The organism is Herbaspirillum rhizosphaerae (genome assembly GCF_046025915.1).
Taxonomy (GTDB): Bacteria; Pseudomonadota; Gammaproteobacteria; order Burkholderiales; family Burkholderiaceae_D; genus Herbaspirillum; species Herbaspirillum rhizosphaerae_A.
In genome coordinates this window covers 1-23217 of the sequence record NZ_JAQQFR010000001.1, presented here as the reverse complement: position 1 = coordinate 23217, position 23217 = coordinate 1, and the positions used below count along the sequence as shown (strand labels likewise).

General features: G+C 58.2%; 19 protein-coding genes. 18 read left to right on the top strand and 1 reads right to left on the bottom strand.

Going from position 1 to position 23217, the window contains the following annotated elements; genetic code table 11:
• The 13 genes from otsA (at window position 1) to PQR63_RS00035 (ending at window position 15573) form a co-directional block, all read left to right on the top strand.
• Entirely contained in the window at window positions 1-1386 is a 1386-nt protein-coding gene (gene otsA / locus PQR63_RS00095; RefSeq protein WP_408164609.1) for an alpha,alpha-trehalose-phosphate synthase (UDP-forming), read from the top strand.
• A 162-nt stretch (window positions 1387-1548) separates the two neighbouring features.
• Window positions 1549-1923, top strand: a complete 375-nt coding sequence (locus tag PQR63_RS00090; RefSeq protein WP_408164607.1) for an FmdB family zinc ribbon protein — start codon at window positions 1549-1551, stop codon at window positions 1921-1923.
• A 23-nt stretch (window positions 1924-1946) separates the two neighbouring features.
• Window positions 1947-2591 carry a DUF502 domain-containing protein gene (locus tag PQR63_RS00085; protein WP_408165338.1) on the top strand — a complete coding sequence of 215 codons (645 nt, stop codon included), beginning with the start codon at window positions 1947-1949 and terminating at the stop codon, window positions 2589-2591.
• A gap of 137 nt (window positions 2592-2728) precedes the next feature.
• The gene (gene aspS / locus PQR63_RS00080) at window positions 2729-4534 is read left to right on the top strand and encodes an aspartate--tRNA ligase (RefSeq protein WP_408164605.1); all 1806 of its coding nucleotides are present in this window, start codon (window positions 2729-2731) and stop codon (window positions 4532-4534) included.
• A gap of 311 nt (window positions 4535-4845) precedes the next feature.
• Window positions 4846-6147 carry an MFS transporter gene (locus PQR63_RS00075; protein ID WP_408164603.1) on the top strand — a complete coding sequence of 434 codons (1302 nt, stop codon included), beginning with the start codon at window positions 4846-4848 and terminating at the stop codon, window positions 6145-6147.
• A gap of 12 nt (window positions 6148-6159) precedes the next feature.
• Window positions 6160-7392 carry a metal-dependent hydrolase family protein gene (locus PQR63_RS00070; RefSeq protein ID WP_408164602.1) on the top strand — a complete coding sequence of 411 codons (1233 nt, stop codon included), beginning with the start codon at window positions 6160-6162 and terminating at the stop codon, window positions 7390-7392.
• A 121-nt stretch (window positions 7393-7513) separates the two neighbouring features.
• Complete coding sequence (locus PQR63_RS00065) at window positions 7514-8422, top strand: LysR substrate-binding domain-containing protein (protein ID WP_408164601.1); 909 nt, start codon at window positions 7514-7516, stop codon at window positions 8420-8422.
• A 70-nt stretch (window positions 8423-8492) separates the two neighbouring features.
• Window positions 8493-9005 (top strand): dihydroneopterin triphosphate diphosphatase, encoded by a 513-nt coding sequence (gene nudB / locus PQR63_RS00060; protein ID WP_408164599.1) that lies wholly within the window; start codon window positions 8493-8495, stop codon window positions 9003-9005.
• Between the two features lie 32 nt (window positions 9006-9037).
• A complete protein-coding gene (locus PQR63_RS00055; protein WP_408164597.1) occupies window positions 9038-9832 on the top strand; it encodes an endonuclease/exonuclease/phosphatase family protein in 795 nt (264 codons plus the stop codon).
• 76 nt (window positions 9833-9908) lie between these two features.
• On the top strand, window positions 9909-11069 hold the full coding sequence (clsB, locus tag PQR63_RS00050) for a cardiolipin synthase ClsB (protein WP_408164595.1): 1161 nt from the start codon (window positions 9909-9911) through the stop codon (window positions 11067-11069).
• A 321-nt stretch (window positions 11070-11390) separates the two neighbouring features.
• Complete coding sequence (katG, locus tag PQR63_RS00045; RefSeq protein ID WP_408164593.1) at window positions 11391-13568, top strand: catalase/peroxidase HPI; 2178 nt, start codon at window positions 11391-11393, stop codon at window positions 13566-13568.
• A 316-nt stretch (window positions 13569-13884) separates the two neighbouring features.
• The gene (locus PQR63_RS00040) at window positions 13885-15060 is read left to right on the top strand and encodes an acetyl-CoA C-acetyltransferase (RefSeq protein ID WP_408164591.1); all 1176 of its coding nucleotides are present in this window, start codon (window positions 13885-13887) and stop codon (window positions 15058-15060) included.
• Window positions 15061-15198: 138 nt separating this feature from the next.
• Entirely contained in the window at window positions 15199-15573 is a 375-nt protein-coding gene (locus tag PQR63_RS00035) for an RNA-binding S4 domain-containing protein (protein ID WP_408164589.1), read from the top strand.
• Window positions 15574-15623: 50 nt separating this feature from the next.
• On the opposite strand, the gene PQR63_RS00030 is transcribed toward PQR63_RS00035, so the two are convergent.
• A complete protein-coding gene (locus PQR63_RS00030; protein WP_408164587.1) occupies window positions 15624-15881 on the bottom strand; it encodes a hypothetical protein in 258 nt (85 codons plus the stop codon).
• Here PQR63_RS00030 and PQR63_RS00025 point away from each other — a divergent pair.
• The 5 genes from PQR63_RS00025 (at window position 15869) to PQR63_RS00005 (ending at window position 23108) form a co-directional block, all read left to right on the top strand.
• On the top strand, window positions 15869-16582 hold the full coding sequence (locus PQR63_RS00025; RefSeq protein ID WP_408164585.1) for a TetR/AcrR family transcriptional regulator: 714 nt from the start codon (window positions 15869-15871) through the stop codon (window positions 16580-16582). The two genes, PQR63_RS00030 and PQR63_RS00025, sit on opposite strands and share 13 nt — an antisense overlap.
• 57 nt (window positions 16583-16639) lie before the next feature.
• Window positions 16640-18430 carry an acyl-CoA dehydrogenase C-terminal domain-containing protein gene (locus PQR63_RS00020; RefSeq protein WP_408164584.1) on the top strand — a complete coding sequence of 597 codons (1791 nt, stop codon included), beginning with the start codon at window positions 16640-16642 and terminating at the stop codon, window positions 18428-18430.
• A 219-nt stretch (window positions 18431-18649) separates the two neighbouring features.
• Window positions 18650-21037: a 3-hydroxyacyl-CoA dehydrogenase/enoyl-CoA hydratase family protein gene (locus tag PQR63_RS00015; RefSeq protein ID WP_408164582.1), complete on the top strand. Its 2388-nt coding sequence runs from the start codon at window positions 18650-18652 to the stop codon at window positions 21035-21037.
• Window positions 21038-21071: 34 nt separating this feature from the next.
• Window positions 21072-22268 carry an acetyl-CoA C-acyltransferase gene (locus tag PQR63_RS00010; protein WP_408164581.1) on the top strand — a complete coding sequence of 399 codons (1197 nt, stop codon included), beginning with the start codon at window positions 21072-21074 and terminating at the stop codon, window positions 22266-22268.
• 75 nt (window positions 22269-22343) lie between these two features.
• Window positions 22344-23108, top strand: a complete 765-nt coding sequence (locus tag PQR63_RS00005; RefSeq protein ID WP_408164579.1) for an enoyl-CoA hydratase — start codon at window positions 22344-22346, stop codon at window positions 23106-23108.
• Window positions 23109-23217: the final 109 nt, after the last annotated feature.

Sequence of the window (23217 nt, the reverse complement as noted above, 5' to 3'; positions counted from 1 at the left end):
ATGTCCCGCCTCGTCGTAGTTTCAAATCGTCTCGCTGATCCGCGCAAGCCGGCGGCCGGGGGACTGGCGGTGGCACTGGGCGAAACCCTCAAACGTACCGGTGGCGTCTGGTTCGGCTGGAGCGGCAAGGTTGTCGAAGACGGCACGCCTGGTGAAGGCGCCTTGCATGTCAGCCAGGCCGGTTCCGTCACGCTGGCCGAACTCGATTTGTGCGCCGAAGATCACGATGCTTACTACCGCGGCTATGCCAACGGCGTGTTGTGGCCGGTGTTCCATTACCGGCTCGATCTGGCGCATTTCGAATCCGGTCATCTGGGCGGCTATCGTCGGGTCAACCAATTGTTCGCGCGCAAGCTGATGGCCTTGCTCAAGCCCGACGACCTGATCTGGATTCACGACTATCACCTGATTCCGCTGGCGGCAGAATTGCGCGCCATGGGTTGCGGCAACCGCATCGGCTTCTTCCTCCACATTCCGCTGCCGCCGCAACAAATCTTGGCAGCGATTCCTTCGCATGAATGGCTGATGCGCGCCTTGTTTGCTTACGATCTGGTCGGCTTTCAGACCGAGGCCGATCTGCTGCACTTTTCACACTACGTCAAAGCCGAAGCCACCGCTGAGACCGTCGGGGTCAGCCAGTTCCGCGCCTTCAACAGTACGGTGCAGGCCAAGGCTTTCCCGATCGGGATCGATGTCGAGGACTTTCAACGTCTCGGCTGTGCCCGCGAAGCACGCGAAACCTTCGAGACCACGCGCAAGGAATACTCGCGGCGACGCTTGCTGATCGGCGTCGACCGGCTCGATTACTCCAAGGGGTTGCCGCATCGCATCCGCGCCTTCCGCGAGTTGCTGCAGCAGTATCCGGAAAACCGTCACAGCGCAACGCTGCTGCAAGTGGCCTCGCCGAGCCGTGAAGACGTCGACGCCTACGCCGACATCCAGCGCGAACTGGAAAGCCTGTGCGGCTCCATCAACGGCGATTACGGTGATTTCGAGTGGATGCCGATTCGTTACATGCACCGCACCGTCGCGCGCAAACGCCTGCCGGGTTTGTACCGTGCCTGCGCGGTAGCGCTGGTGACGCCGCTGCGCGACGGCATGAATCTGGTCGCCAAGGAATTCGTCGCCGCTCAGGACGAGGAGGATCCCGGCGTGCTGGTGCTGTCGCGTTTTGCCGGCGCCGCCGAGCAGATGAAAGAAGCCTTGCTGGTCAATCCCTACGATACGCACGGTACGGCACAGGCGATCCAGCACGCCTTGCAGATGCCGCTGGAGGAGCGCAAGGAGCGCCATGCTGCCTTGCTGGCACGGATTCGTGAGTTCGATGTGCACTGGTGGTGCCGCAGTTTCTTGCAGACTCTGGAACAATCCCGCAGCGAAGCCTAGTTTTTTCCTCATTTCACAATAATCAATGGCATTTGTTGCTTTTTGGAATGCCTGCAGAGCTCCTTGTCCGGCCTTGACGGGCCTGACTTGCGGCGGACTCGTAAAAATGCCTGAAAAACCTTTATAATTCAGGGTTTTGGACGATTTTTGCCGGAGTAATTTATGCCGATTTACGCGTATCGCTGCGAAGCGTGTGGTTTTGCCAAAGATGTGCTGCAAAAGATGTCTGACGACGCGTTGACCGTTTGCCCGTCCTGTAACAAGGACAGCTTCAAGAAACAACTGACCGCCGCCGGCTTCCAGCTCAAGGGTGCGGGCTGGTATGTGACCGATTTCCGCGGCAATGGCAGCGGTGTCGCCAACAGTACCGGCGCGACCGGCACGGCCTTGCCTGCAAGCGAAGCGCCTGCGTCTTCTGACGCCACAGGCGGCACTCCTGCGCCAGCTGCTTCCACAACTGCTGCACCGGCCGCCGCTCCTGCTGCTTCGAGTACGCCGAGTGCCCCCAGCACTCCAAGTACGCCGAGCGCTTCTTGAGCAAAACCGCGAAAACCCATCCCATGCGCAAATACTTCATCACCGGTCTGCTGATCCTTGTCCCGCTGGCAATCACGGTGTGGGTGCTAAATCTGATCATCAGCACCATGGACCAGTCGCTGCTGCTGCTGCCGGTAAGCTGGCGGCCTGAAGCACTGGTCGGTTTCCGCATTCCCGGCCTCGGCACCATCCTTACGCTGCTGATCATCTTCTTTACCGGGCTGGCCACGCGCAACTTCATCGGCCGTCAGGTGGTGTCGTTGTGGGAAGGTTTGCTGACCCGTATTCCGGTGGTCAAGTCGATCTACTCCAGCGTCAAGCAAGTATCCGACACGCTGTTCTCGTCGTCCGGCAATGCGTTTCGCAAGGCGGTGCTGGTGCAGTATCCGCGCCAGGGTTCGTGGACTATCGCTTTTCTGACCGGTGTGCCCGGCGGCGAAGTGAAGAACCACCTGCAAGGCGATTACGTCAGCCTGTACGTGCCGACCACGCCGAACCCGACCTCAGGATTTTTCCTGATGGTGCCGCGCGCCGATACCGTCGAGCTGGACATGAGCGTGGACGAAGCGCTCAAGTACATCGTCTCGATGGGGGTTGTCGCGCCGGAGATGCAAGCAGACAAGAAGATCATCACGGATATCGCCGCCGATGCGGCCAAGCATAATTGACGGGGCGTTCAGCGCCACGGAGTCATCATCATGACCGCGCTGTTCTGCCCCGCCTTCGCCCGCCAGCACTAAAGAACACACAAGAACACAAAAACTGAATCAAACGAAACTGAAAATCGGAATAACGGAACCTGAATATGTCCATGCGAACTCAATACTGCGGCCTCACCACTGAGGCACTGCTCGGCCAAACTGTCAGCCTGTGCGGCTGGGTGCATCGTCGTCGTGACCACGGCGGCGTGATTTTCATCGACCTGCGCGACCGCGAAGGCCTGGTGCAAGTCGTCTGCGATCCTGATCGTGCCGACGTGTTCAAGAACGCTGAAGCCGTGCGCAACGAATTCTGCCTGCGCATCACCGGCGTTGTGCGTAACCGTCCTGACGGCACTGGCAACACCAACCTGAAGTCGGGCAAGATCGAAGTGCTGGCGCATGAACTGGAAGTGCTGAACCCATCGGTCACGCCACCGTTCCAGCTGGACGACGACAACCTGTCGGAAACCACACGCCTGACACACCGCGTGCTGGATCTGCGTCGCCCACAAATGCAAAACAACCTGCGCCTGCGTTACAAGGTCGCGATGGAAGTGCGCAAGTTCCTCGACGCGCAAGGCTTCATCGATATCGAAACACCGATGCTGACCAAGTCGACACCGGAAGGCGCCCGCGATTATCTGGTGCCGTCGCGCGTGAACGCCGGCGAATTCTTCGCGCTGCCGCAATCACCGCAGCTGTTCAAACAGCTGCTGATGGTCGCCAACTTTGACCGTTACTACCAGATCACCAAGTGCTTCCGCGACGAAGATCTGCGCGCTGACCGTCAGCCTGAATTCACCCAGATCGATTGCGAAACCTCGTTCATGAACGAACAGGAAATCCGCGATCTGTTCGAAGGCATGATTCGTCTGGTCTTCAAGAACGTGCTCGACATCGACCTGCCGGACCCGTTCCCGGTCATGGACTTCGCGACAGCGATGGGCATGTACGGTTCGGACAAGCCGGACATGCGCGTCAAGCTGGAATTCACCGAACTGACCGACGTCATGAAGGATGTCGATTTCAAGGTCTTCGCCGGCGCAGCCAACAGCGAAGGCGGCCGTGTGGTCGGTCTGCGCGTGCCTGGCGGCGCAGAAATGCCGCGTTCGGAAATCGACGCCTACACCCAGTTCGTCGCCATCTACGGCGCCAAGGGTCTGGCGTACATCAAGGTCAATGAAAAAGCCAAGGGTCGTGACGGTTTGCAATCGCCGATCGTCAAGAACCTGCATGACGCAGCTCTGGCCGCCATCGTCGAAAAGACCGGCGCGCAAGACGGCGATCTGATTTTCTTCGGCGCCGACAAGATCAAGGTCGTCAACGATGCAATCGGCGCGCTGCGCGTGAAGATCGGTCACAGCGATTTCGGCAAGAAGAATGGCCTGTTCGACGACGTCTGGCGTCCGCTGTGGGTGGTTGATTTCCCGATGTTCGAATACGACGAAGACAACCAACGCTGGGTCGCGCTGCATCACCCGTTCACTTCGCCGAAGGATGGTCACGAAGATTTCATTTCGACCAACCCGGCAGCAGCCATTGCCAAGGCCTATGACCTGGTGCTGAACGGTTGGGAAATGGGTGGCGGTTCGGTCCGTATCCATCGCGCCGATGTACAGAGCAAGGTGTTCCGCGCACTGAAGATTAACGATGAAGAAGCACGCCTGAAATTCGGCTTCCTGCTGGACGCGTTGCAATACGGCGCGCCTCCGCACGGTGGTATCGCGTTCGGTCTGGATCGTCTGGTGACCATGATGGCCGGTGCTGAATCGATCCGCGACGTGATCGCTTTCCCGAAGACCCAGCGCGCGCAAGATTTGCTGACACAAGCACCGTCGGCGGTCGACGAGAAGCAACTGCGCGAATTGCATATTCGTCTGCGCAATGCGGAGCCTGTGATCAAGGCCTAAGTCTGGCAATACCGTCCGCGCCTTGGCCCTGATTGGCGCGGATAAAAAAGAAGGCGCATGCAGCAATGCATTGCGCCTTTTTTTACGTCCGCGTTTTTTTGTTGTTGCCACCTGTTCGCGCCTCGGCATGCGTTGCTGTGAGCAGCCCTGGGTCTGCGCATCGGTGAAGCCGGCATGGCGATTGGATATAAATCTTTTACGCATGCATGCGCTGCAAGCATGGCAACATGCGCAGATATCATTTCCGGCTTGCTTCTTGCTGACCCTATTATCCAACGCATGTCCATGTGTTCAATCTAAGGGGGGAGATCATGCAAACCAATACTGCTTATGCTGCTGCACCGGTTGCTGTCAGCGGCGACCAACGACGACGAGCGATTGTCGCCACTGTGATCGGCAACGGACTCGAGTGGTTCGACTTCACCGTCTACAGCTTCTTTGCCGTCATCATCGCCAAACTATTTTTCCCGACCGGTAACGAGCTGACTTCGCTATTGCTGGCGGTGGCGACTTTCGGCGTGGGCTTCTTCATGCGTCCGGTCGGCGGTATCTTGCTCGGCATCTATGCTGACCGCGTGGGTCGCAAGGCAGCTTTATCACTGACGATTTTGCTGATGGCGGCCGGCACGACGCTGATCGGTCTGGCACCAACGTATGAACAGATCGGCCTGTTTGCTCCCCTGATCATCGTGGTCGCGCGCTTGCTGCAAGGATTCTCCGCAGGCGGCGAAATGGGCAGCGCCACCGCCTTCCTCACCGAGTACGCACCGGTCAAGGAACGCGCGTTTTATTCCAGCTGGATCCAGGCCAGCATCGGCGTGGCCGTGTTGCTGGGTGCTGCAGTCGGTACCTTTGTCACCAGCAGCCTCAGCCCTGAGGCGCTGGCAAGCTGGGGCTGGCGTCTGCCTTTCCTGCTGGGCATCATCATCGGCCCGGTCGGCTATTACATCCGTCATCATCTCGATGAAACACCCACTTTCCTTGAAGCCAAGGACAAGACCGATTCGCCGCTCAAGGAAATCATCAGCAACTTCCCGCGCGAAACGCTGGCGAGCTTTTCCATGGTGATCCTGTGGACCGTCTGTACCTACGTGCTGTTGTTCTACATGCCGACTTACTCGATCAAGGTGCTGAAGCTACCGCAGTCGACCGGTTTCATCGCCGGCATGGTGGGTGGTCTGTGCATCATGGTGTTTGCGCCTATCGTCGGCCGCATCGCTGACCGTTTCGGTCGCCGCGGATTGTTGTCCGGTGCAGCGCTGCTGATTCTGCTGCTGGCTTATCCGATGTTCGCTTATATCAACGCGGCGCCGGGTCTGTTCTCGTTGCTGATTTTCCAACTGGTGTTCGGCATCCTGATTGCGACCTACACCGGCCCGATTCTGGCGGCATTCTCTGAACTGTTCCCAGCGAAGGTGCTGTCGACCGGTTTGTCGGTTGCCTACAACCTGGCGGTGACCATTTTCGGCGGTTTCGCATCGTTCTTCATCACCTGGCTGATCGCGGCAACGGGCAGCACCATGGCGCCGGCGTTCTACGTCATGATCGCCGCCGCCATCAGTCTGGTCGGCACCCGTTTCGTGCGTGAGCCATCGTATTTGCAACAAGCTTAAATTTAATTTTCCATGACCAAGATTCTCCTGCAGGGCGGCAACGTCCTTGATCCGGCCCACGGCAGTTTGCTGCTGCGCCACGATGTTCTGATTGAAAACGATCGCATCATCGATGTGTCGTCGACACCGATCGATGCGCCTGACGCTAGGCGTATTGATGTCAGCGGCAAGACCGTCATGCCCGGCCTGATCGATTGTCATGTCCACGTGCTGGCTTCGCTGGCGAACCTGGGCGCGAATGCATTGCAACCTGGTTCACTGACCTCGATTCGCGCCTTGCCGATTGTCGAAGCCATGTTGAATCGCGGCTTCACGACGGTACGTGATGCCGGCGGCGCCGACTGGGGACTGGCGCAAGCCATCGCCATCGGACTGGTGCCGGGTCCGCGGATTTTTCCATCGGGCAAGGCTTTGTCGCAAACAGGGGGCCATGGCGATTTCCGTCCGCGTTCTGATGTGCTGGAGCCTTGCTCCTGTGCTTTCCGTGCGGGTGCGATTGCGCGTGTGGCGGACGGTGTTGATGCCGTGCGTCTGGCTGCGCGTGAAGAAATTCAGAAGGGCGCAACGCAGATCAAGATCATGGCGTCGGGTGGCGTCGCGTCGCCAACCGATCCGATCGGCAACACGCAATACAGCGAGGATGAAATCCGCGCCATCGTTGCCGAGGCCGAGGCTGCACAGACTTACGTCATGGCGCATGCCTACACCGGACGCGCCATTTCACGCGCCGTGCGTTGCGGCGTGCGCACCATCGAACACGGCAATCTGGTCGATGCCGACGCAGCGCGCATCATGCATGAGCATGGCGCCTTCGTGGTGCCGACACTGGTGACGTACGACTCGCTGGCGCGCGATGGTGCGCGTCTTGGCTTGCCCGCAGATTCGGTCGCCAAGATCGAATCGGTGCGTCAGGCCGGTCGCGATTCGCTGAAGATTTATGCCGAGCACGGCGTGCAGATGGGCTTCGGTTCCGATCTGCTGGGCGAGATGCATCAGGATCAGTCGCAGGAGTTCGTCATCCGCGCGGAGATTCTCGGCAACCTGGAAGCGATCCGTTCGGCGACCTCGATCGCTGCTGCCATCCTGCAACGCGAGGGCGAACTGGGCACTGTCCGTGCCGGTGCGCGCGCCGACCTGATCGTGGTCAATGGCAATCCACTCGACGACATCCACTTGCTGGCAGGCCAGGGCGAGCATCTGTCGCTGGTCATGCAAGGCGGCTATCTGCATCGCAGCAGTATTTGAGTCGTACCTGAGCCGGTTTTGAGCAGTATGTCATTCGGTGCCTGCCGGGCACGCTTTTCGCTCTATGATGGGGTTCTGAGTAGTTTGTTTCTTTGTCCCTTGTTCGATCACGGACCCCATCATGCGTATTTCTCCACTTCCTCCTTTACCGTCGCTGATCGCGTTTGAGGCTGCCATGCGGCACAGTAGCTTCACGCGCGCCGCGGCAGAGCTGCATCTGACGCAGAGCGCCATCAGCCGCCAGATCGCGCAGCTCGAACGTTTCCTCGGCAAGAAGTTATTCATCCGCGAGCCGCGCGCCCTGCGGCTGACCGTCAGCGGCCAGCGCTACGCCGAAGAAGTGCAGCGCCTGCTGGTCGGTTGCGCCGAGGTTACTGAAGACATCATGAAGCGCAAAGGACACAGCGAACTCACCGTCGCCTGTTCTTCCGGCGTTGCGGTGCTGTGGCTGACGCCGCGTCTGGCGCGCTTCCGGGCGCTGCAGCCGGAGTGCCATCTGCGGCTGATCGTCAACGACAGCCTGGCCGCTTTGTCGGAAACTGATTTCGACATGGGCATCTACTTCCTGCGCGACGGGCCGCCGTCGGGCCTGGCGGCGCGGCGGCTGTATGATGAAGAAGTCTTCCCGGTCTGCTCACCGGCTTATCTTGCCGGACGTACGCTGACGCCCAAAGATTTGTTGCAGGAAACTCTGCTCATGCAGGAAGACGGTCAACGCCAGTGGTTGTCCTGGCAGAACTGGATGGCGCAGAACGATCTCGCCGACGTGCGCATCGAGCATCAGATCCTTTCCAATCAATATCCGATATTGTTGCAGCTGGCGATGGAGGGGCACGGCATCGTTCTGGCCTGGCGCCACATGATCGATGCCTGCATGCGCGAAGGCCTGCTGGTGCGCGCCTGTGAAGCGAGCGCCAGCCTGGGTGGCGGTTATTACGCGGTGTGGCCGCGCGACCGTATCGAGCATGCGGCGGCACGCAGCTTCCGCAACTGGCTGGTGGAGGAGAGTGCGGCCTCGATGGACGCATGACTGTGCGCACCGCAGAATCCCCGCTGACGATACAATGAGCGTTGGCAACGTTGTCACATGCTCAAGAGAAATGAACCGTCCATTTAAAATTCCCGAGTCCGTCCTGGTGGTCATTTACACCGAACAACTCGATGTCCTCCTGATCGAACGTACTGACAAGGCCGGTTACTGGCAGTCGGTGACGGGTTCCAAAGACACGCTGGATGAGCCGCTGGCAGAAACTGCCCGGCGCGAGGTAGGTGAGGAAACAGGGATCTTGGTCAGTGACGAAATCAGTGTTTCGCCGACAGCCGCGAATCGGGTTCCGTGCGATCATCTGCTGGACTGGCAGTTGTCCAACGTGTACGAAATTTATCCGGTCTGGCGGCATCGCTATGCACCGGGTGTTACGCGCAATACCGAGCACGTGTTCGGCTTGCTGGTGCCGCACGGCATTCCGGTGACGCTGGCGCCGCGCGAGCATACGCGTTACCAATGGTTGCCGTATCGTGAGGCCGCCGATCAATGTTTCTCACCGTCGAATGCAGAGGCGATTCTGCAGTTGCCGCAATATATTTCTGCCGGACCAGATCGCTCCCAATAAACAGCAACATCAACAAGGGGTTTTGCCGATCTATGAAGTTACGCATCGCCACTTACAATATCCATAAGGGCGTCACCTCCTTTAGCGGACGCCCGCGCATCCACGCGTTGAAACAGGCGCTGACTCAGCTCGACGCTGACCTGCTGTTCCTGCAGGAAGTGCAGGGGCGGCACGATCGCATCGCCATACGCCATGCCGCGCATTGGCCGCAGCAGGCCCAGCATGAATATCTCGCCGGTGAGTCACATCATGTTGCCTACGGCATGAACGCGGTGTACGACCATGGCCATCACGGCAATGCCTTCCTCTCGCGGTTTGCGATTGCATCTTCGCGTAATCAGGATGTTTCTGATCACGCCTATGAGTCACGCGGCATTCTGCATTGCGTGGTCAATATCGAAGGCGTTGAAGTGCACTGCTATGTCATTCATCTGGGTTTGTTTGCGCGCAGCCGCCATCGCCAGACGGCCGCGCTGATCGAGGCCGTACGCGCTTCGTCGCCGCCGGATGCGCCGCTAATCATCGCCGGCGATTTCAACGACTGGGGCAACAAGCTCAGTGATTTTCTGCGTATTCGCCTGGGTGTCACCGAAGTCTTCGAGCAGCAATCCATGCCGCATGGTTTGATGGGTTATCTGCGCAAGCTCGGCGGCATGCGGCAAGTGGTGCAGCCGGCACGCACTTTTCCGGCATCAATGCCGTGGCTGCGGCTGGATCGCATTTATCTGCGCGGGTTTGAAGTGGAGTCGGCAGAGGTCATGCGCGGCGGATTGTGGTCCACGCTGTCAGATCACGCGCCCATCGTCAGCACCTTGCGCTTAAAATGACGCCAACGCCACCTTCGCTGACTTTTCCCTTGTCCCATTTGACGTCTGTTTTTTCTTCTCCTGTCTTGCTCTCGCTATGCGCGTAATCAGCTATAGCGGGGACAACAATGTGACGCTGTTGCGCAGCGGTGCGGAATTCTTTCCCGCGCTGATTGCCGCCATCGACGACGCTCACGTCGAGATCTATCTTGAAACCTACATTTTTCGCATCGACGACACCGGCATTCTGGTGCGTGACGCTTTGGAGCGCGCGGCCAAGCGCGGCGTGATCGTCAGCGTCATCACCGACTGGGTTGGCACGGGGCGTGTCCACAGCAAGCAGATCAAGGCGACGCTGACTTCCGCCGGCGTTCAGCACCGTTCTTTCAATCCCTGGTTTCGTCGCGGTGTCGCGCGCAGCCATCGCAAGTTGTGCGTGGTGGATCGCAAATGGGCGTTTGTCGGGGGGCTTAATATCATCGACGATTTTGTCGATGACTCAAATCATTCGACCCTCCCGGCGCCGCGCTGGGATTTTGCGGTGCAGATCAACGGGCCGCTGGTTGAAGCGATCCACGAAGAAATGCAAAACCAGTGGATACGCACCGGCAAGATGAAGCTGCGCGCGCGCTGGGATAAATTCAAAATGGCGCGCTACACCCAGCACGGCACCGAGCCGGGCCAAGCGTTGGCAGGGCTAGTGGTGCGCGACAACCTGCGCAATCGCCGCACCATCCAGCGCGCCTATCTGCAAGCGCTGGGACGGGCGCGCGAAACCGCTTTTCTGGCCAATCCTTATTTCGCTCCGGGCCGCAAGCTGCGCCGGGCTCTGGAAGAGGCCGCCATGCGCGGCGTGAAGGTGACCTTGCTGTTGGGCGTGGGGCAGTTCTATCTGCAAGATGCGGTGGCGCATTCCTTCTATCCGAAACTGCTGCGGGCCGGCGTGCGCATCATCGAATACACCAAGACCCAGCTGCACGCCAAAGTCGCCGTCATTGACGACGAATGGGCGACGGTCGGCTCCAGCAACTATGACGGCCTGAGCCTGTTCGTCAATCAGGAGGCCAACGTGGTCGTCAGCGATGTCGAATTTGCACATACCCTGCGCAATGAAATCGAAGTCGGGCTGAGCGAAGGCAGGCTGGTGCAATTGCAGGACTTTGAGCACTCGGCCTGGTACAAGAAGCTTTGGTACGGCGCGGCCTTCCTGTTCTATCGTGGCGTCATCCATGTCATCACGCTGGGGCAGGACGCCTGACCGGCGCTTCTTGTCACTCTCTTTTCACAGGTTTGCTCGATAATGCAGTTTTATTGTTGCCAGCGGTCGGGCAAATGTGTCGCTGCAACGAAATTCCTATCCAATCAATAAAAACAATTAATTTCTCATTTTTAATTAATTTAATTAAAGTTCACGCAGTGGCGCATCAAGCTGTCCATAGATGATCTCGGCTGGGCTGAAAGTGTTAGCGGGTTTAGCGTAAAGACATTGAACGGAATATCGGGCGCTAGAGGTTCATTCTTTTTTTCATCAATTTTTCGCGGTTCATTCCGGGCCGCGACCACACCAGGAGACTTCATTATGTCAACCGAAGCCAAGTGCCCCGTTCATCATGCCACCGGTGGCGGTACGACCAACAAGGACTGGTGGCCAAACCAGTTGCGCGTTGATTTGTTGAGCCAGCATTCCAATAAGTCCAACCCACTGGGCGACGAGTTTAACTACGCTGAAGCATTCAAACAGCTGGACTACAAGGCGCTTAAGGCCGATCTGGTCAAGTTGATGACGGACAGTCAGGATTGGTGGCCGGCCGATTTTGGTCATTATGGTCCGCAGTTCGTTCGCATGGCTTGGCATGCTGCGGGCACTTACCGCACTATGGATGGGCGCGGCGGCGGCGGGCGTGGCCAGCAGCGTTTTGCACCACTCAATTCCTGGCCCGACAATGTGAATATCGACAAGTCGCGTCGCCTGCTTTGGCCTATCAAGCAGAAGTATGGTCAAAAAATTTCCTGGGCCGACTTGCTGATTCTGACTGGTAATGTGGCGCTGGAGTCCATGGGTTTTCGCACTTTCGGCTTTGCCGGCGGTCGCGCGGACGTGTGGGAGCCGGATACAGACGTGAACTGGGGTGCGGAAACGACTTGGTTGGCCACGGACAAGCGCTTCTCCGGCGACCGCGAACTGGACGAAAACCTGGGCGCGACGCACATGGGTCTGATTTACGTGAACCCGGAAGGTCCGAACGCCAGCGGTGACTATATGGCCGCAGCCAAGGATATCCGCGCCACGTTTAGCCGTATGGCGATGAACGATGAAGAAATCGTTGCCTTGATTGCCGGCGGCCATACTTTTGGCAAAGCCCACGGTGCTGCACCGGAATCGCACAAGGGGGCGGAGCCTGAGGGCGCGCTGATAGAGGCGCAGGGCTTGGGCTGGGTCAGCACTTTCGGGCAGGGCCACGGCAAGGACACTGTCTCCAGCGGTCTGGAAGTGACCTGGACCAAGACCCCGGCGTTGTGGAGCAACAACTTCTTCGAGAACCTGTTCAAGTACGAATGGGAACTGACCAAATCGCCCGCCGGCGCGAAGCAGTGGGTCGCCAAGGATGCGGAGGACATCATTCCGGATGCGCACATCAAGGGAAAATTCCACAAGCCCACGATGTTGACCACCGACCTGACACTGCGCTTCGACCCTGAATTCGGCAAGATTTCCCAGCGTTTTTCAGAAGACCCGCAGGCCTTTGCCGAAGCCTTTGCCCGCGCCTGGTTCAAGCTGACGCACCGCGACATGGGGCCGCGTGCACGCTATCTGGGGCCTGAGGTGCCGGCTGAAGAACTGATCTGGCAAGATCCGATTCCGGCCGTGGATTACAAGCTGGTGGATGCCGCTGACGTGGCTGCACTCAAGGCCAAGGTGCTGCTCTCCGGCTTGTCGACGAGCGAACTGGTCGGCACTGCATGGGCTTCAGCCTCGACTTTCCGCGGCTCGGACAAACGTGGTGGTGCCAACGGTGCCCGTATTCGCCTGGCCCCGATGAAGGATTGGGACGTCAATCAGCCGGTGCAACTGGCTAAGGTACTCAAGGCGCTGGAGGGTATTCAGTCCGATTTCAATCAGTCGGCCACGGCCGGCAAGAAGATATCGCTGGCCGACCTGATTGTGCTGGCTGGCAGCGTCGGGGTGGAGCAGGCGGCCAAGGCCGCAGGTGTCAACGTGACCGTGCCATACACACCGGGACGTAACGATGCACGGCAGGATCAGACGGATGTGGATTCCTTTGCTGTGCTTGAGCCGCGGGCTGACGGTTTTCGCAATTACGTCGGCAAAAAGTTCGGTGTTCCAGCGGAGGTCTTACTGATCGACAGGGCACAGTTGCTGAATTTGACTGCACCCGAGCTGACGGTGCTCATCGGTGGCCTGCGTGCGATCAACATCAACGTTGATGGCGTCAGGCACGGTGTGTTCACCACTACGCCGGGCGTGCTGAATAATGACTTCTTCGTCAACCTTCTCGATATGGGTACGCAGTGGAAACCGCTGGCGACCGATGCAGAGGTGTTTGAGGGACGCGACCGCAAGAGCGGTGAAGTCAAGTGGACGGGTACGCGGGTGGATCTGGTCTTCGGCTCAAACTCGGTACTGCGTTCTCTCGCCGAGGTCTATGCCGAATCCGATGCAAAGGAAAAGTTCGTCAAAGACTTCGTCGCGGCCTGGGTCAAGGTGATGAACGCTGATCGCTACGATTTGGCGTAATGAGATGAAAATGGCGTAGGTACACGCCATTTTCAATTCAGGCTCAGCACTGAGTCGTAACAACGAAAGCGATACATCTGTACAGGTGTATCGCTTTTTTACTTCAGCCCGCCAGGGTTCTTGATGCGTGTTCTTCGGCAGCCACATGTCCAGCTTCACTATAGATAAAAATCTTTGAATAATTGTGGCCTACATACCGAAAATCCACCGTATCGCCATTGCCTCTGAAATGGACTAAGATGGATGTCCCGGATTTCAACAAGCAAGTCAGTCCACCCCCGGAAAGACTTCGGATATTTAATCAAAGGAGTGAAACATGGATGACGTCGTTATTGTTGCAGCACAGAGAACAGCAGTCGGTAAGTTCGGCGGTTCCTTGTCGAAAATTGCCGCCTCTGATCTGGGCGCGCAAGTCATCAAAGCATTGCTGGCGAAGACAGGCATCAAGCCTGAAAGCATCAGCGAAGTCATCCTCGGCCAGGTGCTGACAGCCGGCGTCGGCCAAAATCCGGCGCGCCAGGCAGTGATCCGTTCCGGCCTGCCTGACATGGTGCCGGCCTTTGTGGTCGGCAAGGTGTGCGGCAGCGGCCTGAAAGCGGTGCAACTGGCGGCGCAGGCGATCAAGTGCGGCGACGCACAGATCGTGATTGCCGGCGGCCAGGAAAACATGAGCGCCTCGCCACACGTGCTGAACAATTCGCGCGACGGTTTCCGCATGGGCGACGCCAAGCTGACCGACACCATGATCGTCGACGGCCTGTGGGACGTCTATAACCAGTACCACATGGGTATTACGGCTGAAAACGTCGCCAAGAAATACGACATCTCCCGCAAGGAGCAGGACGAGTTTGCCGCCGCTTCGCAAAACAAGGCAGAAGCTGCGCAAAAGGCAGGCAAGTTCAAGGATGAAATCGTTCCGATCGAGATCAAGAACAAGAAGGAAACCATCGTTTTCGACACCGATGAATTCGTCAAGTCCGGCGTCACCGCGGAAGCGCTGGGTGCGCTGCGTCCTGCTTTCGACAAGGAAGGCACCGTCACCGCCGGCAACGCGTCGGGCATCAATGACGGCGCTGCCGCCGTAGTCCTGATGTCGGCCAAACTGGCGGCGGAACTCGGCCTGCCGGTGCTGGCCAAGATCAAGTCGTATTCGTCGGCTGGTCTGGATCCAAGCATCATGGGCATGGGCCCGGTGCCGGCGTCGCAACTGACCTTGAAGAAGGCCGGCTGGACACCGCAAGACCTGGATCTGATGGAAATCAATGAAGCCTTTGCCGCGCAAGCGATTGCCGTCAACAAGCAAATGGGTTGGGACACCAGCAAGATCAACGTCAATGGCGGCGCGATTGCGATCGGTCACCCGATTGGCGCGTCAGGCTGCCGCGTGCTGGTCACGCTGTTGCACGAAATGGTTCGCCGTGACGCCAAGCGCGGTCTGGCCAGCTTGTGTATCGGCGGCGGCATGGGTGTGGCGCTGGCAGTCGAGCGCTGATCCCGATGGCCTGCGTTGATGGCATTCATAGAGTGTCAGCGATGCAGGCGAGTCGCTGAAGTAATAGTGTGATGTAGAACGTGCCGGCCTTGATGTTGAATCATCAGGGCCGGCATTTTTACTCCTTCGAGCACAAGCATGGACACCACTCGTATCGACAAATGGCTTTGGGCTGCACGCTTCTTCAAGACGCGGTCATTGGCGAGCGACGCCGTCGAGCGTGGCAAGGTGAAGTTCAATGGTGACCGCACCAAGCCTTCGCACAATGTAAAGATCGGCGATACCTTGCTGATCGACAACGGCGCCACCGAATGGGAGGTCGTGGTCTGCGGTATCGCTGAAAAACGCGGCTCGGCGGCTGTGGCGCAGACGCTCTACGGCGAGACGGCGGCCAGTGTTGAAAAGCGCCGCCTGACGACGGAGCAGCATCATTTCTTCCGTGAGCCGGCTTCCGCCCTGAAAGGCCGTCCGACCAAACGCGATCGCCGTTTGCTGGATCAATCTTCTTCCTGACCTCTTTCAAAATCGACTTCTGGTGCCGTACGACGCGCTGCTGAACCTGGTCATTTTCGTGCCACTTGGGCACCGTTTCCTGCTCGCAAGATTGCCGTCCGGCTTCTGCGTTGTATCAGCGCCTCTTGCTTCTCAAAGTAAATCTGCAAGCCCGTCATTTTTTGTTTGACATTTATCGGGCAATGAATAATAGTACGACCGTTCGCATAAAAAATTCTGAGCTGCCCAGGTAAGCTGAATACAACAATAAAGACCGGTGCAGCACGTAGCAGTTGGCGTTTTTCGAGATACAGCAATGATTGAGACATCATCCTCCGTGACACGGCCGAAGTTCATGCGCAAGGGCGAGCTGACGCGCGCCGCCATTCTTGACGTGGCGCTGGAGCTTTCCAGCCGCGACGGCCTGGAAGGCCTCACCATTGGTTTGCTCGCTGAAAAAATGAAGATGAGCAAATCCGGCGTGTTCGCCCATTTCGGATCGCGTGAAGATCTGCAAATCGAAGTGGTGCGCCTGTACCACCATCGCTTCGAGCAAGAAGTTTTCTATCCCAGCATCAAGGAGCCGCGCGGCCTGCAGCGCCTGCAAGGCATGTTCGCGCGCTGGGTCAAGCTGGTCAGCGTGGAAATCGCGCTCGGCTGCATCTACATCAGCGGCGCGGTCGAATACGACGACCGTCCCGGCGCCATCCGCGACCACCTGGTGGCGATGGTGCAGGCATGGCGCGACGCGCTGCATCGCTGTATCAATCAATCGATGGAAATGGGCCACCTGCGCGACGACATCAACGTCGAGCAAATGGTCTACGAAATCTACGGCCTGATCCTCGCGCTGCATCACGATGCGCGCTTCCTCAAGATTCCGGGCAGTGTAGAGCGCGCGCAGGCCGGCTTCGACCGTCTGATCGACAGCTATCGCAACCCGCAAGCACCGCAAATTTCGGCAACCGCCAAGGCCGCCACAAGCAAAAGCACGAAAAGTACGAGCGCCGCTACAAAAAAAGCAGCTTAGTTAGTTTTAAATATCACTGATTCATTTCTGATTCATCAGTTCTGCCGGAGACAAAACATGCCCCAATACAACGCCCCCCTTCGCGACATGCAATTCGTTCTGCATGAGTTGCTGAAGGTAGAAGACGTCCTCAAGACTTTGCCGGCGCACGCCGACACCAACCGCGAACTGATCGACCAGGTGCTGGAAGAGGGCGGTAAGTTCACCTCGCAGGTGCTGTTTCCTCTGAACCACTCGGGCGACCGTGAAGGCTGTACGTACAACAAGGAAACCAAGACCGTCACGCCGCCGAAGGGCTACAAGGAAGCCTACAAGCAATACGTCGAAGCCGGCTGGGCAGCATTGTCCTGTGATCCTGAGTTCGGCGGTCAGGGTTTGCCGCTGGTGATGAACAACTCGTTCTACGAAATGCTGAATTCGTCGAACCAGGCGTGGACCATGTATCCAGGCCTGTCGCACGGCGCTTATGAATGCATTCACGCGCATGGATCCGACGAGCAAAAAGCGCTGTATCTGCCGAAGCTGATTTCCGGCGAATGGACCGGCACCATGTGCCTGACGGAAGCGCATTGCGGCACTGACCTGGGTTTGCTGCGCTCGAAGGCTGAGCCGCAAGCCGACGGTTCCTACAAGATCACTGGCAGCAAAATATTTATTTCTGCCGGCGAACACGACATGTCCGACAACATCGTCCATCTGGTGCTGGCGCGCCTGCCCGATGCACCTCAAGGTTCCAAGGGTATCTCGCTGTTCATCGTGCCGAAGTTCATGCCGAACGCTGACGGTTCGCTGGGTTCGCGCAACCCAATCGCCTGCGGCGCCATCGAAGAAAAAATGGGCATTCACGGCAACGCGACTTGCCAGATGAATTTGGACGGCGCCGTCGGCTGGCTGATCGGCGAACCACACAAGGGTTTGAATGCGATGTTCGTGTTCATGAACGCCGCCCGTCTGGGCGTCGGCATGCAAGGCCTGGGCCTGACCGAAGTCGCGTATCAAAACGCGCTGGTCTACGCAAAAGACCGCATCCAGATGCGCAGCTTGTCGGGCGTCAAGGCGCCGGACAAGGCTGCGGATCCGATCATCGTTCACCCTGATGTGCGCCGTATGCTGCTCACTGCCAAGGCCTATGCCGAAGGCGGCCGCGCATTCTGCTCCTACGTGGCACTGCAACTGGACAAGGAACTGAATCATCCGGACGAAGAAGTCCGCAAGGAAGCCGCCGACCAGGTCGCGCTGCTGACGCCGGTGGTTAAAGCCTTCATCACCGACAACGCCTGGATCGCGACATCCGAGTGTCTGCAAGTCTACGGCGGTCACGGTTACATCTCCGAATGGGGCATGGAGCAGTATGTGCGCGACGCTCGCATCAACATGATCTACGAAGGTACAAACACCATTCAGTCGCTGGATTTGCTGGGTCGCAAGATTCTGATGGACAACGGCGCCAAGCTGAAAAAATTCGGTGCGCAAGTCCAGGCTTTTATCGAAGACAACGGCACCGACGAAGCGATGTCCGAATTCATCTCGCCATTGGCTGACATCGGCGACAAGGTCAGCAAGCTGACCATGGAAATCGGTATGAAGGCATTCCAGAATCCGGATGAAGTCGGCGCGGCTGCCGTGCCTTACCTGCGCGTGGTTGGCCATCTGGTCTATGCCTACTTCTTCGCACAAATGGCGAAGATCGCGTTGGAGAAACAGGATTCGGGTGACAACTTCTACAAATCCAAACTGGCGACCGCACGTTTCTACTTTGCGCGCCTGCTGCCTGAAACCGCGACCCTGATCCGTCAGGCGCGTTCGGGTTCGGCCAATCTGATGGCTTTGGACGCGGATCTGTTCTAAGCGTCCTCATCTCAAGCTGAATCAAGCTGCAAACGTGACGGCGAGGCAAGTTTTTCGAACCTCGCCGTCACGCCAGTGTCATCACAACGCAGCATGCTGTAAAAAATTGCGGGAAGGCGTAGAGTGTCGCAAGCCGTCGGGGTTTTCCGGGTTTGTCGTACTGTCCTCTGCTTCCTGATTAGCCAGACCTCATTTCTGCATCACTAAAAGGAGACACGCGTGTCCAACTTCATCGTCAAAAAAGTAGCCGTTCTCGGCGCGGGTGTGATGGGCGCCCAGATTGCTGCGCACTGTATCAACGCAAAAGTGCCGGTCGTCCTGTTCGACCTGCCGGCCAAAGAAGGCCCAAAGAATGGCATCGTTCAGCGCGCCATTGAAAACCTGAAGAAACTCAGCCCGGCACCCTTGGGCAACAAGGAAGACGCCGCCCTGATCCAGGTTGCCAACTACGAAGACGACATCGAGCTGCTCAAGGGCTGCGATCTGATCATCGAAGCCATCGCCGAGCGCATGGACTGGAAGCACGACCTGTACAAGAAGGTCGCTCCGCATATCGCGCCGAACGCCATCTTCGCCTCCAACACGTCCGGCCTGTCGATCACCGCGTTGTCCGAAGGTTTCGATGCCGAACTGAAAGCGCGTTTCTGCGGCGTGCACTTCTTTAACCCGCCGCGCTACATGCACCTGGTCGAACTGATCCCGACCGCAACCACCAATCCGGAAATCCTCAACCAGCTCGAAGCCTTTCTGACCACTACGCTGGGCAAGGGCGTGGTACGTGCTTTCGATACGCCTAACTTCGTGGCGAACCGCGTCGGCGTGTTCGGCATCCTGGCAACTGCCATCGAAGCAGAAAAATACGGTTTGTCGGTCGACGTCGTCGACGATCTGACCGGCGCCAAGCTGGGCCGCGCCAAGTCGGGCACCTTCCGTACTGCGGACGTGGTCGGTCTGGACACGATGGGTCATGTCATCAAGACCATGCAAGACAACCTGAAGGACGATCCGTTCTTCTCGTCGTATGCGACGCCGCCATTGCTGGCGAAACTGGTCGAGCAAGGCGCGCTGGGCCAGAAGAGTGGCGCCGGTTTCTACAAGAAGGTCGGTAAGGACATCCTGCGCATCGATCCGGCCAAAGGCGATTACGTCCCGGGCGGCGGCAAGGCTGACGACATCATCGCGCGCATCCTGAAAGAAAAAGATCCGGTCAAGCGCATGAAGGCGCTGCACGATTCGACCAATCCGCAAGGCCAGTTCCTGTGGGCGATCTTCCGCGACGCCTTCCATTACATTGCCGTGCATCTGGAAACCGTCGCCGACAATGCGCGCGACCTCGACTTTGCAATGCGCTGGGGCTTCGGCTGGAGCGTCGGTCCTTTCGAGACATGGCAGGCTTCCGGCTGGCAGCAAGTCGCGACCTGGATCAAGGAAGACATCGACGCCGGCAAGGCGCTGTCGACAGCGCCGCTGCCGGCGTGGGTGTTTGATGGCCGCGAAGGTGTGCACAGCGCGCAAGGGTCTTACTCGCCATCGAAGAAGACCAATGTCGCCCGTTCCGAACTGCCGGTATATCAACGCCAGGCGTTCCGCGCACCGCTGGTCGGCGAAGGCGCTGCCGACGGCAAGACTGCCGGCACCACCTTCTTCGAAGACGACTCGGTCCGCATCTGGCATCAGAACGACGACGTCCTGATCCTGTCCTTCAAGACCAAGATGCACGTCATCGGTCAAGGCGTCATCGACGGCATCAACAAAGCCCTCGACGAAGCCGAGAAGAACTTCAAGGGTCTGGTGATCTGGCACGCGGACGCAGCCGAAGGCGGCGCGTTCTCGGCCGGCGCCGACCTGCAATCCATGCTGCCGCTGTTCATGTCCGGCGGCGTCAAAGCCATCGAGCCGGTCGTGCATCATCTGCAACAAGCGCATCAACGCCTGAAATACGCCAACGTCCCGGTCGTCGCTGCAGTTGCCGGTCTGGCGCTGGGCGGCGGTTGCGAATTGTTGCTGCATACCGCGAAGCGTGTTGCGTCGATCGAGTCATACATCGGTCTGGTGGAAGTCGGCGTGGGTTTGATCCCGGCCGGTGGCGGCCTGAAGGAGGCGGCCGTGCGCGCCGCGAAGGAAGCCAAGGGCAACGACATCCTGCAATTCCTCAAGGATTACATGTTGGCTGCGGCCACCGCCAACGTTTCCAAGTCGGCGCTGGAAGCACGCAAGCTCGGTTACCTCAAGGCGGACGACGTCATCGTCTTCAACCCTTACGAATTGCTGCACGTGGCCAAGGTCGAAGCGCGCGCGATGTTCGACTCCGGTTATCGTCCTGCGCTGGCACCGCAAGTCTCGGTGGTCGGTCGCTACGGCGTCGGTACCATCATGGCGCAACTGGTCAACATGCGCGACGGCGGCTTTATCTCCGCGCATGACTTCAAGCTGGGCCAGATGATCGCCGAGATCGTCAGCGGCGGCGAAGTCGAAGAAGGCAGCGTGGTCAACGAGCAATGGTTGCTGGATCTGGAGCGCAAGGCGTTCATGGAACTGCTGAACCATCCGAAGACCCAGGAACGAATCATGGGGATGATGCAAACCGGCAAGCCGGTTCGTAACTAATGCACGCATCCACATAAAAAATCAGGAGCCATAAATGACCAAACAACTTCAAGACGCCTACATCGTCGCTGCGACGCGAACCCCGATCGGTAAAGCGCCGCGCGGCATGTTCAAGAACGTGCGCCCGGACGACCTGCTGGTGCGTGTGATTCAATCCGCGATTGCGCAAGTCCCGGGCCTCGATCCGAAACTGATCGAAGACGCCATCATCGGCTGTTCTTTCCCTGAAGGCGCGCAAGGCCTCAACATGGCGCGTAACGCCGTGCTGCTGGCCGGCTTGCCGAACACCATCGGCGGTGTGACCATCAATCGCTACTGCGCATCCGGCATTACCGCGATTGCAATGGCAGCAGACCGTATCCGTGTCGGCCAGGCCGATGTCATGATCGCCGGCGGCGCCGAGTCGATGTCCATGGTGCCGATGATGGGCTTCCATCCATCGATCAACATGGGTGCCTTCAAGGATGAAAATATCGGCATGGCTTATGGTATGGGCCTGACCGCTGAAAAAGTCGCTCAGCAATGGAAGGTCTCGCGCGAAGCGCAGGATGCTTTCGCTCTGGCCTCGCATCAAAAAGCAATCGCTGCGCAGCTGGCGGGCGAATTCAACGATGAAACGACTTCCGTCGACATCATCGAGCGCTTCCCTAATTTGGCTACCGGTCAGATTGACATCAAGACCCGTACCGTCAACAAGGACGAGGGCGCGCGCGCCGACAGCACCATCGAAGCACTGATCAAGCTGAAGCCGGTCTTCGCCGCTAAGGGCAGCGTCACCGCTGGCAATAGCTCGCAGACTTCGGACGGCGCAGGTGCGTTGATCCTGGTCAGCGAAAAGATCCTGAAGCAATTCAACCTGACGCCGCTGGCGCGTTTCGCCTCGTTTGCAGTGCGCGGCGTACCGCCGGAAATCATGGGGATCGGTCCGAAGGAAGCTATCCCCGTTGCCCTGCGCGCGGCCGGTATTACTCAGGATCAGCTGGATTGGATTGAGCTGAACGAAGCTTTCGCCGCACAAGCGCTGGCGGTGATTCAGGATCTGGGTCTGGATCCTTCCAAGGTCAATCCGATGGGCGGCGCGATTGCACTCGGCCACCCGCTTGGCGCGACCGGCGCGATTCGTGCAGCGACTACCATCCACGCAATGCGCCGTAAAAACCTGAAGTACGGCATGGTCACCATGTGCGTCGGGACGGGCATGGGCGCAGCAGGTATCTTTGAACGCATGTAAGTCAGCACCAAAACGACAAGTTTAGGAATCAAGCCGCACAGTCACTGGCCGTGCGGCTTTTTTTATCGGAGATATATGGACATTCAAATCACCAAAGAAAACGGCATTCTGACCATCGGCTTCAATCGCGAGGAAAAGAAGAACGCCATTACCGCCGCGATGTATCAGCAGTTGGCCGATGCCATGAGGGACGCGGAAACCGATAGCGCCGTGCGTGCTATTTTGTTCGTCGGTAAGGCGCAGGCATTTACTGCAGGCAACGATCTGGAGGACTTCCTCAAGAATCCTCCTAATAGTAAAGATGCGCCGGTGTTCAAGTTTCTGTGGGAGATCAGCCACGCCAGCAAGCCGGTAGTTGCCGCCGTCTCCGGCGTCGCTGTTGGTATTGGCACTACGCTGCTGTTGCATTGCGATCTGGTCTACGCAGCGGACAATGCGCGCTTCTCGATGCCCTTCACACAATTGGGGCTGTGCCCTGAGGCCGCCTCCTCACTGCTGCTGCCGCATCTGGTCGGCTATCAGCGTGCCGCCGAGAAACTATTGCTGGGTGAAGCTTTCGACGCTGCCGAAGCGCGCGATATGGGGATCGTTAATCGCGTCATGACGGTGGAAGAGTTGCTGCCTTTCGCGCAAAAGCAGGCGGCCAAGCTGGCGGCGTTGCCGGCGAGTTCGATTCGCGTCACCAAGCAATTAATGAAGAAGAACCGTGTCGCTGCGACCGAGACGCAGATGACGGCGGAGATTGAACACTTTGCGAAGATGCTGACGGCGCCGGAAGCGAAGGAGGCATTTACGGCCTTTTTCGAAAAACGTAAGCCGGACTTTACGAAGTTTGCCTGATTGTTTGGGCGGCCTGGGCGAGCGGAACCGGGTGCCGTGATCGTAGCTGCATAAGCATTGAGTTTCCTACTGTGCGACATCCCTATATATAGAAGCGAATATAGAGGTA

Excerpts from the sequence above, each read along its gene's own strand:
- PQR63_RS00075 (WP_408164603.1), top strand. The coding sequence starts at position 4,846 with ATGCAAACCAATACTGCTTATGCTGCTGCACCGGTTGCTGTCAGCGGC.
- PQR63_RS00030 (WP_408164587.1), bottom strand. The coding sequence starts at position 15,881 with ATGTCTCAATCATTGCTGTATCTCGAAAAACGCCAACTGCTACGTGCT.
- aspS (WP_408164605.1), top strand. The coding sequence starts at position 2,729 with ATGTCCATGCGAACTCAATACTGCGGCCTCACCACTGAGGCACTGCTC.
- nudB (WP_408164599.1), top strand. The coding sequence starts at position 8,493 with ATGAACCGTCCATTTAAAATTCCCGAGTCCGTCCTGGTGGTCATTTAC.
- clsB (WP_408164595.1), top strand. The coding sequence starts at position 9,909 with ATGCGCGTAATCAGCTATAGCGGGGACAACAATGTGACGCTGTTGCGC.
- PQR63_RS00070 (WP_408164602.1), top strand. The coding sequence starts at position 6,160 with ATGACCAAGATTCTCCTGCAGGGCGGCAACGTCCTTGATCCGGCCCAC.
- PQR63_RS00055 (WP_408164597.1), top strand. The coding sequence starts at position 9,038 with ATGAAGTTACGCATCGCCACTTACAATATCCATAAGGGCGTCACCTCC.
- PQR63_RS00040 (WP_408164591.1), top strand. The coding sequence starts at position 13,885 with ATGGATGACGTCGTTATTGTTGCAGCACAGAGAACAGCAGTCGGTAAG.
- PQR63_RS00035 (WP_408164589.1), top strand. The coding sequence starts at position 15,199 with ATGGACACCACTCGTATCGACAAATGGCTTTGGGCTGCACGCTTCTTC.
- PQR63_RS00090 (WP_408164607.1), top strand. The coding sequence starts at position 1,549 with ATGCCGATTTACGCGTATCGCTGCGAAGCGTGTGGTTTTGCCAAAGAT.
- PQR63_RS00025 (WP_408164585.1), top strand. The coding sequence starts at position 15,869 with ATGATTGAGACATCATCCTCCGTGACACGGCCGAAGTTCATGCGCAAG.
- PQR63_RS00005 (WP_408164579.1), top strand. The coding sequence starts at position 22,344 with ATGGACATTCAAATCACCAAAGAAAACGGCATTCTGACCATCGGCTTC.
- PQR63_RS00010 (WP_408164581.1), top strand. The coding sequence starts at position 21,072 with ATGACCAAACAACTTCAAGACGCCTACATCGTCGCTGCGACGCGAACC.
- katG (WP_408164593.1), top strand. The coding sequence starts at position 11,391 with ATGTCAACCGAAGCCAAGTGCCCCGTTCATCATGCCACCGGTGGCGGT.
- PQR63_RS00085 (WP_408165338.1), top strand. The coding sequence starts at position 1,947 with ATGCGCAAATACTTCATCACCGGTCTGCTGATCCTTGTCCCGCTGGCA.
- otsA (WP_408164609.1), top strand. The coding sequence starts at position 1 with ATGTCCCGCCTCGTCGTAGTTTCAAATCGTCTCGCTGATCCGCGCAAG.
- PQR63_RS00020 (WP_408164584.1), top strand. The coding sequence starts at position 16,640 with ATGCCCCAATACAACGCCCCCCTTCGCGACATGCAATTCGTTCTGCAT.
- PQR63_RS00065 (WP_408164601.1), top strand. The coding sequence starts at position 7,514 with ATGCGTATTTCTCCACTTCCTCCTTTACCGTCGCTGATCGCGTTTGAG.